General features: G+C 73.7%; 14 protein-coding genes. 7 read left to right on the top strand and 7 right to left on the bottom strand.

What is annotated here, in order from left to right; translation table 11 throughout:
• The first annotated feature begins 228 nt into the window (after positions 1 to 228).
• From ABWU78_RS17850 to ABWU78_RS17830, 5 genes are all read left to right on the top strand, one after another.
• On the top strand, positions 229 to 729 hold the full coding sequence (locus tag ABWU78_RS17850) for a MarR family winged helix-turn-helix transcriptional regulator (protein WP_205207463.1): 501 nt from the start codon (positions 229 to 231) through the stop codon (positions 727 to 729).
• A 62-nt stretch (positions 730 to 791) separates the two neighbouring features.
• Positions 792 to 2,165 (top strand): MFS transporter, encoded by a 1,374-nt coding sequence (locus ABWU78_RS17845; RefSeq protein ID WP_439159100.1) that lies wholly within the window; start codon positions 792 to 794, stop codon positions 2,163 to 2,165.
• Positions 2,166 to 2,383: 218 nt separating this feature from the next.
• Entirely contained in the window at positions 2,384 to 3,331 is a 948-nt protein-coding gene (locus ABWU78_RS17840; protein WP_353708572.1) for an ATP-binding cassette domain-containing protein, read from the top strand.
• On the top strand, positions 3,328 to 4,155 hold the full coding sequence (locus ABWU78_RS17835; protein WP_253052869.1) for an ABC transporter permease: 828 nt from the start codon (positions 3,328 to 3,330) through the stop codon (positions 4,153 to 4,155). Before ABWU78_RS17840 ends, ABWU78_RS17835 begins: the two co-directional genes overlap by 4 nt.
• A 135-nt stretch (positions 4,156 to 4,290) precedes the next feature.
• Positions 4,291 to 5,310, top strand: a complete 1,020-nt coding sequence (locus tag ABWU78_RS17830) for a TetR/AcrR family transcriptional regulator (protein WP_439159099.1) — start codon at positions 4,291 to 4,293, stop codon at positions 5,308 to 5,310.
• A gap of 126 nt (positions 5,311 to 5,436) precedes the next feature.
• Here ABWU78_RS17830 and ABWU78_RS17825 read toward each other — a convergent pair whose 3' ends face one another.
• Positions 5,437 to 6,039, bottom strand: a complete 603-nt coding sequence (locus tag ABWU78_RS17825; RefSeq protein WP_439159098.1) for an NADPH-dependent F420 reductase — start codon at positions 6,037 to 6,039, stop codon at positions 5,437 to 5,439.
• 118 nt (positions 6,040 to 6,157) lie between these two features.
• On the opposite strand from ABWU78_RS17825, the gene ABWU78_RS17820 reads away from it, so the two are divergent.
• Positions 6,158 to 6,643: a MarR family winged helix-turn-helix transcriptional regulator gene (locus tag ABWU78_RS17820; RefSeq protein WP_253052863.1), complete on the top strand. Its 486-nt coding sequence runs from the start codon at positions 6,158 to 6,160 to the stop codon at positions 6,641 to 6,643.
• A 19-nt stretch (positions 6,644 to 6,662) separates the two neighbouring features.
• Here the strand turns inward: ABWU78_RS17820 and ABWU78_RS17815 are convergent, their stop codons facing one another.
• Entirely contained in the window at positions 6,663 to 8,537 is a 1,875-nt protein-coding gene (locus ABWU78_RS17815; protein ID WP_439159097.1) for an ABC-F family ATP-binding cassette domain-containing protein, read from the bottom strand.
• 130 nt (positions 8,538 to 8,667) lie between these two features.
• On the opposite strand from ABWU78_RS17815, the gene ABWU78_RS17810 reads away from it, so the two are divergent.
• Positions 8,668 to 9,840: a WXG100 family type VII secretion target gene (locus tag ABWU78_RS17810; protein ID WP_439159096.1), complete on the top strand. Its 1,173-nt coding sequence runs from the start codon at positions 8,668 to 8,670 to the stop codon at positions 9,838 to 9,840.
• Positions 9,841 to 9,850: 10 nt separating this feature from the next.
• Here the strand turns inward: ABWU78_RS17810 and ABWU78_RS17805 are convergent, their stop codons facing one another.
• From ABWU78_RS17805 to ABWU78_RS17785, 5 genes are read right to left on the bottom strand one after another with little or no spacing between them, the layout of a single operon-like run.
• A complete protein-coding gene (locus ABWU78_RS17805) occupies positions 9,851 to 10,822 on the bottom strand; it encodes a carbohydrate ABC transporter permease (RefSeq protein WP_253052857.1) in 972 nt (323 codons plus the stop codon).
• The gene (locus ABWU78_RS17800; protein ID WP_253052855.1) at positions 10,812 to 11,699 is read right to left on the bottom strand and encodes a carbohydrate ABC transporter permease; all 888 of its coding nucleotides are present in this window, start codon (positions 11,697 to 11,699) and stop codon (positions 10,812 to 10,814) included. The genes ABWU78_RS17805 and ABWU78_RS17800 overlap by 11 nt, the downstream gene beginning before the upstream one ends.
• A 2-nt stretch (positions 11,700 to 11,701) precedes the next feature.
• On the bottom strand, positions 11,702 to 13,048 hold the full coding sequence (locus ABWU78_RS17795; RefSeq protein WP_439159095.1) for an ABC transporter substrate-binding protein: 1,347 nt from the start codon (positions 13,046 to 13,048) through the stop codon (positions 11,702 to 11,704).
• Positions 13,049 to 13,099: 51 nt separating this feature from the next.
• Positions 13,100 to 14,731, bottom strand: coding sequence for an FAD-dependent oxidoreductase (locus tag ABWU78_RS17790; protein WP_439159094.1), 1,632 nt, complete (start codon positions 14,729 to 14,731; stop codon positions 13,100 to 13,102).
• Positions 14,728 to 15,870: a LacI family DNA-binding transcriptional regulator gene (locus ABWU78_RS17785; RefSeq protein WP_253052849.1), complete on the bottom strand. Its 1,143-nt coding sequence runs from the start codon at positions 15,868 to 15,870 to the stop codon at positions 14,728 to 14,730. The genes ABWU78_RS17790 and ABWU78_RS17785 overlap by 4 nt, the downstream gene beginning before the upstream one ends.
• Between the last annotated feature and the right edge of the window lie 187 nt (positions 15,871 to 16,057).

The following is a 16,057-nucleotide window of genomic DNA, read 5'->3' as shown; positions in this document are numbered from 1 at the left end:
GCTCACCCGGGCAGCTGCCCGCGGTGACAGGTTCGCGACGACGGTCCGCGACGCGGCCGGCAACCGCGGTTCTGCTTCGGTCGACCAGGGCTCTACCTCGCGCGACCACGGCTCTACCTCGCGCGACCAGGGCTCTACCTCGCGACGCCGGTTCTCCGACGGCGTGCGGTAACGACAGGCGGGCCGTCAAGAGTCTTGATGTCGAGACACATCGAGTACCCTCGCGTCATGGAGCAGCAGCACGAGGACGAGGTCGACCGCATCGTCGCGGCGTGGCAGCGCGAGCGCCCCGACCTCGACGTCGAGCCGCTCACGGTGTTCTCGCGCGTCGACCGGCTCGCCCGGCACCTCGACCGCGCGCGGCGTACGGCGTTCGCGCGGGGGCACCTGGAGACGTGGGAGTTCGACGTGCTGTCGGCGCTGCGTCGGGCCGGCGAGCCGTACCGCCTGTCGCCCGGGGCGCTGGTCACGCAGACGCTCGTGACGAGCGGGACCATGACGAACCGCATCGACCGGCTCGAGGAGCGCGGGCTCGTCGTGCGCCGCCGGTCCCCCGACGACCGGCGCGGCGTGCTCGTGGAGCTCACGCCCGAGGGGCTGGAGCGCGTCGACACGGCGATGACCGACCTGCTCGCGGTGGAGGCCCGCATCCTCGACGCGCTGGAGCCCGGGGGCCGCCCTGCGCTCGCGGCGCTCCTGCGTACAGTCGTAGGACAGTTCGACGACTGACCGACGGCCCGGCTGATCGGGCGGGCGGCGTCGACGCGCCCGCACCCGGAGGTCACCGCCCGATGCCGCCGCCCCGCCCGATCACGTTCCGCGGCGGGATCGACGGCGTGCTGCTCGTCGCGGTGCTGCTGGTCGCGGTCAACCTGCGCGCGCCGCTCACGGCGCTGCCGCCGGTCGTCGCGGACGTCGCGGCGGACCTGCACCTCACCGCGGCGGCCGCGGGACTGCTCACGGGCATCCCCGTGCTCTGCTTCGCCGTGGCGACGCCAGCGGTCGCGGGGCTGCTGGGGCGGTCGTCGCTGCGCACCGCGATCGCGGTCGCGCTCGGGCTGATCCTCGCCGGGACGCTCCTGCGCTCGGCGGACCTCTCCGCCCTCGGCACGGCTGGCCTCGGCACCGCCGGGACGTTCGCCGGGACGGTGCTCCTGGGGCTCGGCATCACGACGGCGAACCTCGCCGTCCCGATGATCGCGCAGCGCGACTTCCCCGGGCACGTCGCGACGGTGACGGGCCTGTACACGGCGGCGATCAACGTGGGGACCGTCGCGACGACCGCGCTCACCGCGCCCCTGGCCGACGCCGTCGGGTGGCGCTGGGCGCTCGCGTCCTGGTCCGCCCTCGCGGTCGTCGCGCTCGCGTGGTGGCTGCGCGCGGTCCCGCGCGAACCGAGCGGGCCCGGGCGGGCGACGACCACCCCGGCGAGCCGGCCGGCGTCGGGCACGACGGCACCCGACCCCGGAGAGCGGCCCGCACCGCACGACGCGGGTGGTGGGGACGACGGCACCTCCCCCGACCCGGGCAGGCTCGCCTCCGCGGCCGCGGAGGGCGTCACGGGCACCGACCCCGCCGCCGCCCGCGAGCGCCACGTCCTCGCGACGCCGTTCACGTGGTGGCTGTGCGCGATGTTCGCGCTCCAGTCGTCGAGCTTCTACGCGCTCACGGCGTGGCTGCCGCTCATCCTGGAGGACCTGGCGGGGATCCCCCGCGCGGCGTCGGGCGGGGCGGCGTCGCTGTTCCAGGGGTTCGCGATCGTCGGCGGGCTCGCCGTGCCGCTCGCGGTGCGGCGATGGTCGCTGCGTCAGAGCTTCGCCGTGATCGCGGTGCTGTGGCTGACGCTGCCGGTCGGTCTGCTCGTCGCGCCGGACCTGTGGGCGGTGTGGGCGTCGATGGCCGGGATCGCACAGGCGGCGAACTTCGTGGTCATCTTCACGCTCGTCGCGCAACGCTTCCCGACCGTCCGCCGGGGACGTCAGGCCTCGGCGACGGTGCAGTCGGCGGGCTACTGCCTCGCGGCGGTCGCCCCGACCCTGGCCGGGGCCCTGCACACGGCGACCGGGACGTGGACGACGCCGGTCGCCGTCGTGCTCGGCGCGCTCGTGCTCATGACGGGGATCGGGCTCGCCCTCACGGGATCCCCCCGCTCTCACGCGAGGTAGCCGCCACCGCTCTACCTCGGGAGACCACGGCTCCACCTCGCGCGACCACGGGTCTACCTCGCGCGACCAGGGCTCTACCTCGTGCCTCGCCCCCTCGGCGGGCACCCCGCCCTTGACCCGCGCGTCGAGGCGTGTTTATGGTGTACACATCGTTTATGCCATACACGCCCGTGTGCGCCGCACACCGGCCAGCACGTCCGACCGAGAAGGAGAAGGCGATGACCGAACCGATGATCGCCGTGCAGGGGCTCGAGAAGTCCTACGGCGACCACGCCGTGCTGCGCGGCGTCGACCTGACCGTGCGCCGCGGCGAGATCTTCGCGCTGCTCGGGCCCAACGGCGCCGGCAAGACCACGACCGTCAACATCCTCACGACCCTCGTCCGCCCCGACGGCGGCACGGCCCGCGTCGCGGGGGCCGACGTCGTGCACGACGCGGCGCGCGTGCGCGAGACCATCGCGCTCACGGGCCAGTACGCGTCGGTGGACGAGTTCCAGACGGGCCGCGAGAACCTCGTCATGATGGGCGAGCTCGCCCACCTGCCCCGGCGCTCGGTGCGTCGACGCGCGGACGAGCTCCTCGCCCGCTTCGACCTCGCCGACGCCGCCGACCGCCGCGTCGGGACGTACTCGGGCGGCATGCGCCGCCGCCTCGACCTCGCGATCAGCCTCGTCGCCGACCCGGCCGTCCTCGTCCTGGACGAGCCGACGACGGGGCTCGACCCCGCCTCGCGCGCCCAGCTCTGGGACGTGGTGCGCGGCCTGGCGGCCGACGGCACGACGGTCCTGCTCACGACCCAGTACCTGGAGGAGGCCGACCGCCTCGCCGACACGATCGCCGTCCTGCACGACGGCCGCGTCGCCGCGCGCGGCACGGCCGCCGAGCTCAAGGCGCTCGTCGCCGGCGACCACGTCCGGGTCGCGTTCGACGACCCCGCGAGCCTCGCGGCCGCCGTCGGGCTCGCGCCGGCGCTGGGGCTCGCCCGCACGACCACGGACGACAAGGACCTGTCGCTCACCGCGCCGAGCGACGACCCCGTCCGCACGATCCGCGACGTCCTCGCCGCGGCCGACTCCCACGACCTCGCCGTCGTCGGGGTCAGCGTCGTCAAGCCCACGCTCGACGACGTCTTCCTCGCTCTGACCCGGAAGGAGGGCGCCCGATGAGCGCCACCACGCCCACGCTCGCGACGTCGCCCGCGCGCCCGCCGCGCACCGCCGCACGCGCCCGGCAGACACCCGCGACCGCCGCGCGCGACGTGCGGACGATGGTCGCGCGCGAGACGCGCCGCCAGCTCCGCAGCGTCGACGGCCTCATCACCGCGTTCGTGCTGCCCGTGATGATCATGCTGGTCTTCGTCGTCATCTTCGGCGGCGCGATCGGTGGGGACGACTACATCGACTACGTCGTCCCGGGCGTGCTCGTCATGTGCCTCGGGTTCGGCTCGGCGACGGCCGCCGTGGGGGTCGCGCAGGACATGACCTCGGGCACGATCGACCGGTTCAAGACGCTGCCGATCTTCGGGCCGTCCGCGCTGTGGGGGCACGTCGTGGCGAGCGTGGCGCGCAACCTCGCGTCCGCGGTCGTCGTCGTGGCCGTCGCGCTCGCGCTGGGCTTCCGGCCCGACGCCGGGCTCGGCGACTGGCTGGGCCTCGTCGCGTTCGCCGTGCTCGCGGTGCTCACGTTCACGTGGCTGAGCGTCGCGCTCGGTCTGGTGCTGAGCGTCGAGGCGTCGCAGTCGGTGAACTTCCTGTTCCTGTTCGTGCCCTACCTCAGCTCGGGCTTCGTCGAGATCGACACGATGCCCTCGTGGCTGCACGGCTTCGCCGAGAACCAGCCGTTCACGCCGATCATCGAGACCTTCCGCGGCCTCCTCGCGGGGTCGCCCGACGCGACGACGGTCCTCACGGCCGTGGCGTGGCTCGTGGGCTTCCTGGTCGTGAGCTGCGCCGCCGGCTCCGTCCTCTACCGCCGCCGAACGGCCCGCTGACCCCTCCGCCGAGCAGGTGGTCCTGGCACGTCCAGCCGACCCGGACGAGCCAGGACCACCTGCTCGCGGCACCGGGACGGCCTGGTCGGCGACCGGTACGCACTGGTTCGGCACCGGTCGGGGGAGGATGAACCCATGACGGACGCACCCGACCTCCCGCCCCGGCTCGCGCTCGCGTGGGGCGTCGCCGAACGGCCCGAGCGCACGCCCAAGCGCGAGCTGAGCATCGAGCGGATCGTCGACACCGCCATCGAGATCGCGGACGCCGACGGGCTCGGCGCGGTCTCCATGGCGAAGGTCGCGCAGAGCCTCGGCTTCACGACGATGTCGCTCTACCGGTACGTGACGAGCAAGGACGACCTGCTGCTGCTCATGCAGGAGGCGGCGCTCGACGTCGAGTACCCGCCCGCGCACGAGCCCGCGGACTGGCGCGCGGAGCTGCGCGAGTGGGCGCAGTTCACCATGGCGGTGTTCGCGTCCCACCCGTGGTTCCTCGACATCCCGGTGACCGGCGCGCCGCTCACGCCGAACAACCTGCGCGGGGCCGACAGCGCCCTGCGCGCCCTGCGCTCCACGCCGCTCGCCGACGAGGAGAAGATGTCGGTCATCCTGCTCGTGAGCGGCTACGCGCGGAACGCCGCCCGACTGCAGTCGGACCTGGCCCGCGCGGTCACCGAGGCCGGGGCCGACGAGACCGTCCTGGGCGGCGGCTGGGGCGGCGCGTTGCGCGACCTCGTCGACGAGGTGCGCTTCCCCTACCTGCGCCCGCTCGTGGAGGCGGGGACGTACGCCGAGGAGGGCGCGATCGACGACACCGCGTGGGGCCTCGAGCGCGTGCTCGACGGGATCGCGGTCTACGTGGACGCCCGCGCGGCAGGAGCCCCGGGCGCGGGGCGCCGCGCCCCGGCGTCCGACGACCCGCCGGCCCCGGCGGAGGCCGCGGGGACCGACCCGCGCGACGCCGTCGCCCCGGTCGAGATGGCGGTGCACGTCAAGGACCCGAAGGTGAAGAAGGCGACGCTCAAGCGGCGCGACGCCGAGCGTCGCGTCCGCGAGGCGCAGAAGAAGGTGCGCGAGCTCGAGAAGGCGCTGCGCGAGGCGGAGAAGGCCGAGCGCGAGACGGCGCGGGCTGCGGTGGAGAAGGCACGCGGCTGACCCAGGGGCGGCACCGCCACCGCGAGAGAGCGACGCACCGCCGAGATCGCGCCCCTGGGAACCAGGGGTCGCTCTCGCGGCGGTGCGTCGCTCTCGCGGCGGTGCGTCGCTCTCTCGGCGACGAGCTCACTCGGCGAGCGCGAAGCCCGTCGTCCAGGACGTCTTCTCCGCCGCGGCGAGCGTGAGCTGCAGGAAGCCGAGGGCCTCGAGCTCGTGAGCGCGCTTCAGCGACCCGGCGTCGACCACGCGGACGCCGGCGACGGCGCCGGCGAGCGCCGCCTTGGCCTCCGCGTCGTCGCCCGCGACGAGGACCGTCGTCGGGAGCGGGCCGACCTGCCCGGAGGCGAGGGTCGCGGCGAAGTTGGTGTTGAACGCCTTGAGCACGCGCGCCCCGGGAACGCGCTGCTGGAGCTGCGCCGCGGCCGACGAGCCGTCGGGCACGACGAGGGAGTCGAAGGTGGCGAAGTCGAGCGGGTTGGTGATGTCGACGACGACCTTGCCGTCGAGGCGGTCGGCGTAGAGGTCGACGACCTCCGCCACGGCCCCGTACGGGAGGGCGAGGACGACGACGTCGCCGGTGAGCTCGTCGCCGATCGTGCCGGCCGCGACCCGGGGGTCGAGGTCGGTCGCCTCGCGCGTGAGGACCTGCACCGTGCTTCCCGCGGCGAGCGCGAGACCGGCGATCGCCGAGCCCATGGTGCCGGCGCCGATGATGGTGATGCTGCTCATGGTGGCTTCCTTCCTCTGCCGGCCGCCCGGTCGGCTCTTAGTTGTTGCTACAACCATCACCGTACGGGGCTAAACTTGTAGCGTCAACTATTACGATGGTCACACCGGAGGAGGCACCATGACGACAGAACCCCGCTGGCTCGACGACCGGCAGCTCGACGCGTGGAAGCGGCTCGTGGCCGTGGTCGAGCTGCTCCCGGGCGTCCTGGACTCCCAGCTCCGGCGCGACGCCGACCTGAGCCACTTCGAGTACTACGTGCTCGCCATGCTCTCCGAGGCACGCGACCGCACCCTGCGCATGACCGACCTCGCGGGGGCCACCAACGCGACCCTCCCCCGGCTCTCCCACGTCGTGGCCCGGCTCGAGAAGCGCGGGCTCGTCGAGCGCGTCCCGTGCCCCGAGGACCGGCGCGCCACCAACGCGCACCTCACCGACGCCGGGTGGACCAAGCTCGTCGCGACGGCGCCGGGCCACGTCGCGACCGTCCGCGACCACGTGATCGACGCGCTCACGCCCGACCAGGTCGAGCAGCTCGACGCCATCGCGGGCGCGATCCTCCAGCGCGTGGACCCCGACGACCGCATGGGCTTCCTGCGCCGCTGACCGCGGGCGCCCGGACTCGTCAGCCCGCGACCTCCGCCGCCTCGAGCCAGGCTGCCTCCAGCTCGTCCTTCTCGGCCGCGAGCGCGCGCAGCTCGGCGTCGAGCTCCGCGACCGCGGTGAAGTCCGTCGCGTTCGCGGCGATCTTCTCGTGCAGGCGGCCCTCGGCCTCGGCGATCTTCGACAGCCTCCGCTCGATGCGGTTGATCTCCTTCTTCGCGGCCCGGACCTCGGCGGCGCTCGGACCGGCCAGGTCGGGCGCGTCCTGCGCGCCGTCCGCGCCGCCGTCGGCCCCGGCGCCCGCCGCGGACGCGAAGCCGCTCGACGACGCTCCCGCCCCCGCGAGCGCCGCGCGCCGCAGCTCGAGGTACTGCTCGACGCCGCCCGGCAGGTCCCGCACCTTGCCGTCCCCGAGCAGCGCGACCTGGCGGTCCGCGACGCGCTCCAGCAGGTAGCGGTCGTGCGAGACGACGATCAGCGTGCCGGGCCAGCCGTCGAGCAGGTCCTCGAGCGCGGCGAGCGTGTCGGTGTCGAGGTCGTTCGTCGGCTCGTCGAGCAGGAGCACGTTGGGCTCGGCGACGAGCAGTCGCAGGAGCTGGAGGCGGCGGCGCTCGCCGCCCGAGAGGTCGCGCACGAGGGTCTGCGACCGCTCGCGCGTGAACCCGAGCCGCTCGACGAGCTGGGACGCCGTGAGCTCCTTGCCGTCCACGACGACCGACCGCTTCTCGTCCTCGATCACCTGGATCACGCGGGACCCGGCGATGTCGTCGAGCTCGCCGACGTCCTGGGACAGCTCGGCGACGTGGACCGTCTTGCCGCGCTTGACGCGGCCCGCGTCGGGCTCGCGCCGCCCGGCGAGCAGGGCGAGGAGCGTCGTCTTGCCCGCGCCGTTGACCCCGACGACGCCGTACCGGTCGCCGGGCCCGAGGCGCCACGTGACGTCGTCGAGCAGCACGCGCTCGCCCGCGTCCTCTCCGGGCGCACCGCGCCGCGGGACCGCGACGGTGACGTCCTCCAGGTCGAGCACGTCCTTGCCGAGCCGCTTGGTCGCGGTGCGCGTGAGCTCGAGCGTGTCGCGCGGGGGCGGCACGTCGGCGATGAGCGCCGCGGCCGCGTCGAGGCGGAACTTGGGCTTCGACGTGCGCGCGGGCGCACCGCGACGCAGCCACGCGAGCTCCTTGCGCAGCAGGTTGTCGCGCTTCTCCGCCGCGACGGCGGCGGTCCGCTGGCGCTCGGCGCGCGCGAGCACGTAGGCGGCGTACCCGCCCTCGTAGCCCTCCACCGCGCCGGAGCCGTCGCCACGCACCTCCCACATGCGCGAGCAGACGGCGTCGAGGAACCAGCGGTCGTGGGTCACCACGACGAGCGCGCCCTTCGCGCCCGGGCGCGCGAACCGGTCGCCCAGGTGCGCGGCGAGCCACGCGACGCCCTCGACGTCGAGGTGGTTCGTGGGCTCGTCGAGGAACAGCACGTCGTGGTCGGCGACGAGGAGGGCCGCGAGCGCGACGCGGCGCCGCTGCCCGCCCGACAGCGTGTCCGCGGGAGCGTCGAGGTCGAGGTCGGCCAGCAGGCCGGCGTGAACGGTGCGGACGCTCGCGTCCGACGCCCACGCGTGCGTCGCGGCGTCGCCGTGCACGAGGTCGCGGATCGTCGCGCCGGTGCCGACGTCGTCGCGCTGGTCGAGCAGGCCCACCCGCAGCCCGCCCACCCGGGTGACCCGGCCGCCGTCGGGCTGCTGCGTGCCCGCGAGCAGGCGCAGGAGCGTGGACTTGCCGGCGCCGTTGGGGCCGACGATGCCGACGCGGTCGCCGTCGTCGAGGCCGAGCGAGACGTCGTCGAGCAGGGTGCGGGTGCCGACGGTCAGCGAGATGCCGTCGGCGCCGAGAAGGTGAGCCACGCCGTCGAGGGTAGTCGGACGGGCGACCGCGTCGTGCCCGCGCCGGCGATGGGGACCCCTCCCCCTTGCCGCGGCGGTCGAGGTGTCCGAGGGTGGCTGGAGCATCCGTCTCGTCCGACCAAGGGATCCCATGTCGTTCTACGGCGCCGACGTCGCCGCGCTCCGCGGTCTCGCGAATACCTTCCAGGACCGCGCGGCGGCGCTGGACACCCTGACGGCGTCGCTGCGTGCCGCCGTGACCACGACCCCGTGGGCCGGTCCGGACGCGGACGCCCTGCGCGCACGCTGGCACGGCGAGATGGAGGCGGCCCTGCGCTCGGCGTCCGGCCTGCTCGACGACGGCGCGCAGCGGCTGCGCACCCAGGCCGAGCAGCAGGAGGGCGCGAGCGCCGCGGACGGCGGGTTCTCCGGCGGTGGCGGCTCCGGGGGCGCCGGCGGCGGCCGCACCGACCCGCCGTGGATCCCCAGCCTTCCCGGCATCCCTCGACCGCCGACGCTGCAGGAGCCGCCGCCCACGATCGTGGCGACGGAGCACGTCGTGTACGAGCAGGGCGGGGGCGTCGGTCCGTTCGAGGGGACCGCGGGCGTCGAGTACCGCATCGACGAGCTCTCCGACGGGACGTTCCGGGTCACGCAGCTCGCCGGCATGACCGGCGGCGTCGGCGCGGGCACTCCGACCCCGTACGTCGAGGCCCACGCGAACGAGCACGACGTGAACCTGGGCGGCCAGGCGAGCGCGTCCGGGGGCGCCGTGCTCAACGTGGGGACCGAGTACACCTTCCAGTCCCAGGACGAGGTCGACGAGTTCCTCGCCTACCAGCGGCGTCAGACGATGCACTACATGGGCCCGCAGCTCGGGTCGTACGAGCCCCCCGCCCCCGACGCCACGATCGTCGAGGGCGGTGCCTACGCGACCGGCTCGGGCGGGGCGGCGATCGTGCCCATGGCCGGTGGCAGCGCCGAGGTACCCGTCGAGGGCCTCGTCGGGACGCGCGTCGAGCACGGCACGGGTCTCACGACCGTCTACGTCCGCGGCGAGGCGGGCGCGAGCATCGAGGGGACCGGGATGATCCCGGGCAGCCAGGACGTCGGAGGGCCCGGGGTCTACGCGGTCACGTACGACGCGCAGGGGAACGTCGTGCCCAACCCGCCGAGCTCCCTCGTCACGACGCCCCCCGGCGGGACGGTCGTGAAGGAGGAGCGCCTCGGGTTCTCCGCCGGCACGCCCCTGCCCGTCGTCGGCGGCGGGAGCGTCACGGCGGGCGGGACGCGCACCCGCACCGAGTACCCCGGCCAGGGCTGATCGGCGGCCCCTACTTCAGTCCCGTGTGTGCCAGGCCCTGGACGAACTGCTTCTGCGCGACGAGGAACACCGCGAGGACCGGCAGGACCGTGAGCGTCGTCGCGGCGAGCTGGACGTTCCACATCGGGCCGCCGTAGGCGTCGACGTACTGCGTGAGCGCCTGCGGGAGCGTGAACCGGTCCTTGCTGGACAGGTACACGATCGGCTCGAGGTAGAGGTTCCACGACTTGAGGAACGTGAAGATCGCGACGGCCGAGATCGCCGAGCGCGACAGCGGGAACGCGATGCGCCAGAAGATCCCCCAGCGCCCGAGGCCGTCCATGCGCCCCGCCTCCTCGAGCTCGCCGGGGAGCCCGAGGAAGAACTGGCGCATGATGAACGTCGCGAGGACGCTGGGTGCCCCGAGGATCGGGATGACCACGAGCGGCCAGTGCGTGTCGATGAGCCCGAGCGAGTTGACCATCCGGAACAGCGGGACGATCGTCACCTCGGACGGCACGAGCAGCCCGACGAGCACGAGGAGGAACAGCGCGTTCGCCCCGGGGAACCGGATCCGCGCGAACGCGTACCCGGCCATCGAGGACACGAGGATGGTCCCGACCGTGACGAGCGCCGCGATGTAGAGGCTGTTCCAGTACTGCTGTGCGAACGGCTGCAGGCGGAACACGTCCCCGTACGCCGCGAACGACGGGTCCTGCGGCCACAGCGTCGGCACGGCCCGCAGGATCTCGCTCATCGGCTTGAGGCTCGACGTCGCCATCCACCACGTGGGGAACACGAAGGGGATGCTCAGCACGACCAGCAGCGCCACGAGCGCCCAGCGTCCCCACCGGCGCCGCGAGCGCGCGGCGCGGTCGCGGCGCGCGGGGGCGTGCCGCCCCCCGTCCGGGCCCTCGCCGCCCCGGCCCGACGCCGCGGGCCGTGCAGCGTCGGCGTCCGCGCCCGGGAGCGTGGCCGGGCCGGGCATCACGTCAGACTTCATGGAAGACCCACCTCTTGCGCGTCTGCCACTGCACGAGTGTCAGGACGAGGACGATGACGAACAGCAGGACCGAGATCGCGCTCGCGTAGCCGAAGTCGTTGAAGCGGAACGCCTGCTGGTACAGGTAGTAGACGAGCACCGTGGTCGAGTTGCCGGGCCCGCCGCCCGTGAGCACGGCGATCTGGGCGAACACCTCGAGCGAGCCGACGATCGTGAGGATCGAGACGAGCAGCACGGTCGGACTGATGAGCGGGAGCGTGATCGACCGGAAGCGCCGCCACGCGCCCGCGCCGTCGAGGCGCGCGGCCTCCTGGACCTCCTCCGGCACCCCCTGCAGCGCCGCGAGGAACAGGATCATGTTGAGGCCGACGTTCTTGAACACCTGGACGACGATCACCGAGATCATGGCCGTCGTCTCGCCGCGCAGCCAGTTCGGTCCCTCGATGCCGAGCAGCGACAGGAACCCGTTGATCCCGCCGTCCGCCTGGAGCAGGAAGCTCCACACGATCGTCCACGCGACGAGCGACACGACCACGGGCGAGAAGAAGAAGGTGCGGAACGTCGTCGTGCCCGGGAGCTTCTGGTTGAGCAGCACCGCGAGGAGCAGCGCGAGCGAGATGTTGAGGACCACGAGCCCGACCGAGAACCACAGGCTCGCGAGGAGCGAGTCGCGCAGGCCGGGGTCGGAGAGCATGCGCTCGTAGTTGTCGGCGCCCGCGAACGTGAACGTGTTCGCGAGGACGTTCCACTCGTGCAGCGAGTACCAGACGACGGCGACCAGCGGCGCGACGACGAACGCGAGCGCGCCGAGCACGGCGGGCGCGACCATGGTGTACCCCACGGCCGCGTCCCGTCGTGCGAGTGCGGAGGACGCCACGCTCAGTCCTCGAGCAGGGGCTGGATCGCCGCGCACGTGTCGGCGAGCACGCCCTCGACGTCGGCGTCCGCGGTCCACAGCGCGTCGAGCTGGGCCCGCACCGTGTCCTGCAGCTTGGCGAAGTTCTGGTGCGACGGCTTGGTCACGGCGCCCTGGATGCCGTCGACGACGACCGCCTGGAGCTGGGTCTCGCTGAGCTTCGGGTTCGCCGCGCCGAGCGTCTCCGCGTTCAGGAGCGACTCGCGCGGGGGCGGGAAGTACGCGGCGAGCGTCTCGGCGTTCTCGGGGTTGGTGAACCACGCCAGGAAGTCGGCGGCGACGTCCGGGTGCTCGCCCGCCGCGAAGACGCCGATGCCCGCCTGGCCGATGACGTTCTGCTGACCCGCGGGACCGGCCGGGAGCGGCACGACGTCCCACGCGAACGAGTCGTCGAGCGCGGACGCGCGGCTGATCTGCGTGATCGTCATCGCGGAGTCGCCCGCGAAGAAGTCGGCCGTCGTGCCCGGGCCGGGCATCGCCTTGTCGACGAACGTCGCGTCGTGGATCCACGTGAGCGCGTCGACCATCTCGGGGTCGGTGAACGTGCACTGCGTGCCGTCCTCGCTCCACGGCGCCGCGTCCCAGCCGTCCCAGATCGTCGACAGGTTCTCCCACACCTTGAAGTCGAAGTCGCGCACGACGAGCCCCTGCTTGCCCGAGGTCGCGGCGGCGGCCGCGGAGATGTCGCGGGCCTGGTCGTAGGTCCACTCGCCCGACGCGACGAGGTCGGCCGGGTTCGGCTGGCCCGCGGCGGCGACCTGGTCGGTGTTGACGAACATCGCGAACGGCGAGTTGGAGAACGGATAGGCGTAGAGGCCGCCGTCCTTCTCCCACAGCGCGAGCGAGGAGTCCAGGAGGTCGTCGAACTCGTACCCCTCGGTCTCCTGGAGCTTCGGGGCGACGTCCACGAGGGCGCCGCTCGCGACGAACTCGGGCGCGTAGCTCTCGAGGATCCATGCGAGGTCGGGGGCGTTGCCGCCCGCGAGCTGCGTCGTGAGGGACGTCGTGTAGTCCTCGAACGGGATCGTCTCGAACGTCACGCCCGAGACGAGGTCGGGGTTCTCGGCGACGTACGCGTCGGCGATCTCCTGGAACTGCGCGAGCTGTGTCTCGTCGGCCGTCCAGACCGTCATGCGCAGCTCGACGGGCTCGCTCGGCGTGCTCGGCTCGCCCGCGACGTCGTCGCCGCCGCCGGAGCACGCGGTGAGGACGAGGGCGAGCGCGACGCCGCCTGCGGCCAGGGGTGCGCTCACGAGGCGGTGTCGGGGGCGGGCCGGGCGGGGTGCACGGCGCGGGGTCAGGGGGGTCATCAGTTCTCCTTCGGACTGAGGTGGGCGTGTCGGGTGCGGGCGGGGCCCGCGTCAGTAGGGGTGCGCCTCGGCGGGCCAGCGCAGCTCGACGCCGGCCCGGACGAGCTCGTCCTGGTAGTCGGCGAGCAGGTCGGCCTTGGACTGGACGGCGTGCGGCGTGCGCCCGGTCGCGAGGCAGTGGGCCGCGAGGTGGCCGGCGGCCTCGCCGATGTTCCACTCGACCGGGTGCAGGCGGTAGCAGCCGTTGGTGATGTGCGTCGTGCCGATGTTCTTGTTGGCCGCGAGCAGGTTGGTCACGCGCTGCGGCAGCAGCGCGCCGAGCGGGATCTCGAACGGCGTCGAGGCGACGTCGATGTACGTGTCGCCGCCCGTGGAGGGGTGCAGGTCGATCCGGTACATGCCGACGCCGACCGAGTCGTCGTAGCGCGTCGCGCCCCGGTCGCCGCGCACGGCGTACGAGACGTCGTTCTCCGTCACCGTCGTCACCGCGCGCAGGCGGCGCGACTCGCGGTGGTAGGCCGCCTGCGCGAGGCCGTCGGCCGAGCCCATGACGTCGGGCCGCAGGCGCAGTCCGGGGAACCCCGTCCCGCCGTCGGGGCGGGGTGCCTCGGTCTGCATCCAGTACAGCATCGACAGACTGAGCTGACGGGCGTCGGCGATCCGCGCCTCCTCGACGTCGCGCGGCACGTCGAGCACCGGCGCGAGGAAGTAGTCGATGCTCGGCCAGTTCACGAGGCACAGGTCGCTCGCGTAGTGGCCGGGCGCGAACAGGTCGCGCGCCGCGATGCGCCGGAAGGTCCACAGGTTGCCGTCGCCCGGGTTCTTCGACTGGTCGGCGTCGACGGCCCGTGCGTCGTCGCCCGGGTTCGGCGTGAAGGACCGCACGTCCATCGCGAGCGTGCGCGGGTTCGGCGCCTCCCACGACAGCATGCGCCGCCCGTTCCACGGGCCCGGGGTGTACGTGCTCCAGAAGTCGTAGCGCTCGGGGCGGTCGATCGTGTGGTCGCCGTCCACGTGCTCGACGGCGAAGCACACGCTCAGCGCCTGCACGTTGTCGGGCTGCGCCTCGTCCGGCGCGCTCGGCTCCCCGGTCTCGCGGTTCGACTCGAACCCCGTGACGTACTCCGTGCCCGTGAGCGGCAGGAGCTCGCCCGTCTCGGTCGCGTCGACGACGAACGCCGCGTGCACCGTCACGGTCGCGCCCGCGGCGTCGGCGGTGACCGGGGCGAGCGTCACGGAGGTGACGCGGTCGCCGTCGGTGGTCGCCGCCGTCGGGCGCACGCGCTCCAGGAGACGGATACGGCCCGCGGACCGCCACGGGGCGAGCATCTCCTCGAGCACCCCGACCGCGACGCGCGGCTCGTGGCACAGCTTGGAGACCCAGCCCGCGCCGGGGTTGAGGGCGTCCCACGAGCGCGCGGCGTCCGTGAGCGGGTACGAGCGGCGGTACACGTCGCGGATGCCGTCGCGCAGCGCGCGGTAGCGCGCGGTCACGCCGAAGCGCTCGACCCACGCGCTCTCGTCCGGCGGCACCGCCTGGGACGTGAGCTGCCCGCCGATCCACGGGTGCTCCTCGGTGAGGACGACGCGGGCGCCCCGCTCCGCGGCCGCGAGCGCGGCGGCGACGCCGCCGAGCCCGCCGCCGACGACGAGGACGTCTGCCTGGAGGTCTGGATGGGTCACGCTGGTTCCGTTTCTCTGGTGCTCGGGTGCTCTGAGGTCGGCAAGGACGATCTGGCCCCGGGGGGCGGCGCGGGCGGTGGCGCGGCGACGGTCTCGCCGTCGACGTCGACGCACTCGAGGAGCTGGTGCAGCTCGTCCTCGGGGACCCGGGCGGCGCGCGCGGACCTGCGGTCGGAACGGCCCGAGCCGGACTCGGCGACGAGACGCGAGAGCAGGACGAGGGCGCGTGCCCCCATCTCCTCGCGCGGGATCGAGAACCCGGACCACCGGCGACCGCCCGGACGCCCGTGGTGGGGCTGGCCCAGGAGGAGGAAGGAGACGTCGTCGGGCACGCGGACCCCGCGCCCCTCGAGCTCGTCGACGAGCTCCTCGGGGTAGTTCTCGGGGGCGACGACGACGGCCGTGAGGCGCTGGTCGACGATCTCCGCGGCCGTGGCCGGGACGTCGTCGAGCTCGACGAAGCGCACGGTGAGCCCGTGCGCCTTCATCGTGGCGCGGTAGGCGTCGACGCGGTCGAGCGTCGGCTGGTCGGTGCCGCGCGGCCCGACGTAGCCGATGCGCTCGTGGCCGAGCGTGACGAGGCGCTCGACCTGGCGCGCCGTCGCCGCGACGTAGTCGGCGCCGACGTAGGGCAGGCGCCCGCCGTCGCTCCCGCGCTTGCCGATGAAGACGAACGGGTAGTTGGTGTCGAGCAGGTGCTGGAGCTCGCCCCGGTCCTCGTGCTGGCCGAGCAGCAGACAGCCGTCGGCGATCCCGAGGCGCTGCCAGCCGTCGCGCGTGAGCCGGCGCCGGCCGTCGACGACGCGCGCGCTCGTGAACAGCAGGATGTCGATGCCCAGCTTCTCGGCCGCGTGCTCGATGCCGACCAGGAACGGGCCGTAGAAGTCACGGCCGGCGCGCGGGAACGTCGCCTCGTAGGTGAAGACGCCCAGGATCTGGTTGTGCCCGCCCGCGAGGCGCTGGGCCACGGGGTTCGCCGAGTAGCCGGTGATGCGGATCGCGTCGAGCACGCGCTGACGGGTCTCCTCGCTGATCCGCACCCCGGCGGGCGTGCTGTCGTTCAGCACGAACGAGACCGTCGCCTGGCTGACGCCGGCCATGGCGGCGACGTCGGCCTGGGTGATGCGGTGCCTCGGCATGGATCCTCCTCGATCACGTCGTCGATGACGTGCGAGGAGTCTCGCCAGAGCGGCGCGTGCGGGTCAACGCAGTAATACGCATTATTACGTCGCGAACGCTGGCACTCCGGGCCTCGGTCCGTCGCCGGTGATCCGCATAATCGGAGGCGCGACGGTCGCCGCCGCCCCGGCGGGCGTCCGCCGGAGG

Source organism: Cellulosimicrobium sp. CpK407, from assembly GCF_051844275.1.
GTDB lineage: Bacteria > Actinomycetota > Actinomycetes > Actinomycetales > Cellulomonadaceae > Cellulosimicrobium > Cellulosimicrobium cellulans_G.
Note: the sequence above shows the minus strand (reverse complement) of the source record. Positions and strands in the feature narration are given on the sequence as shown.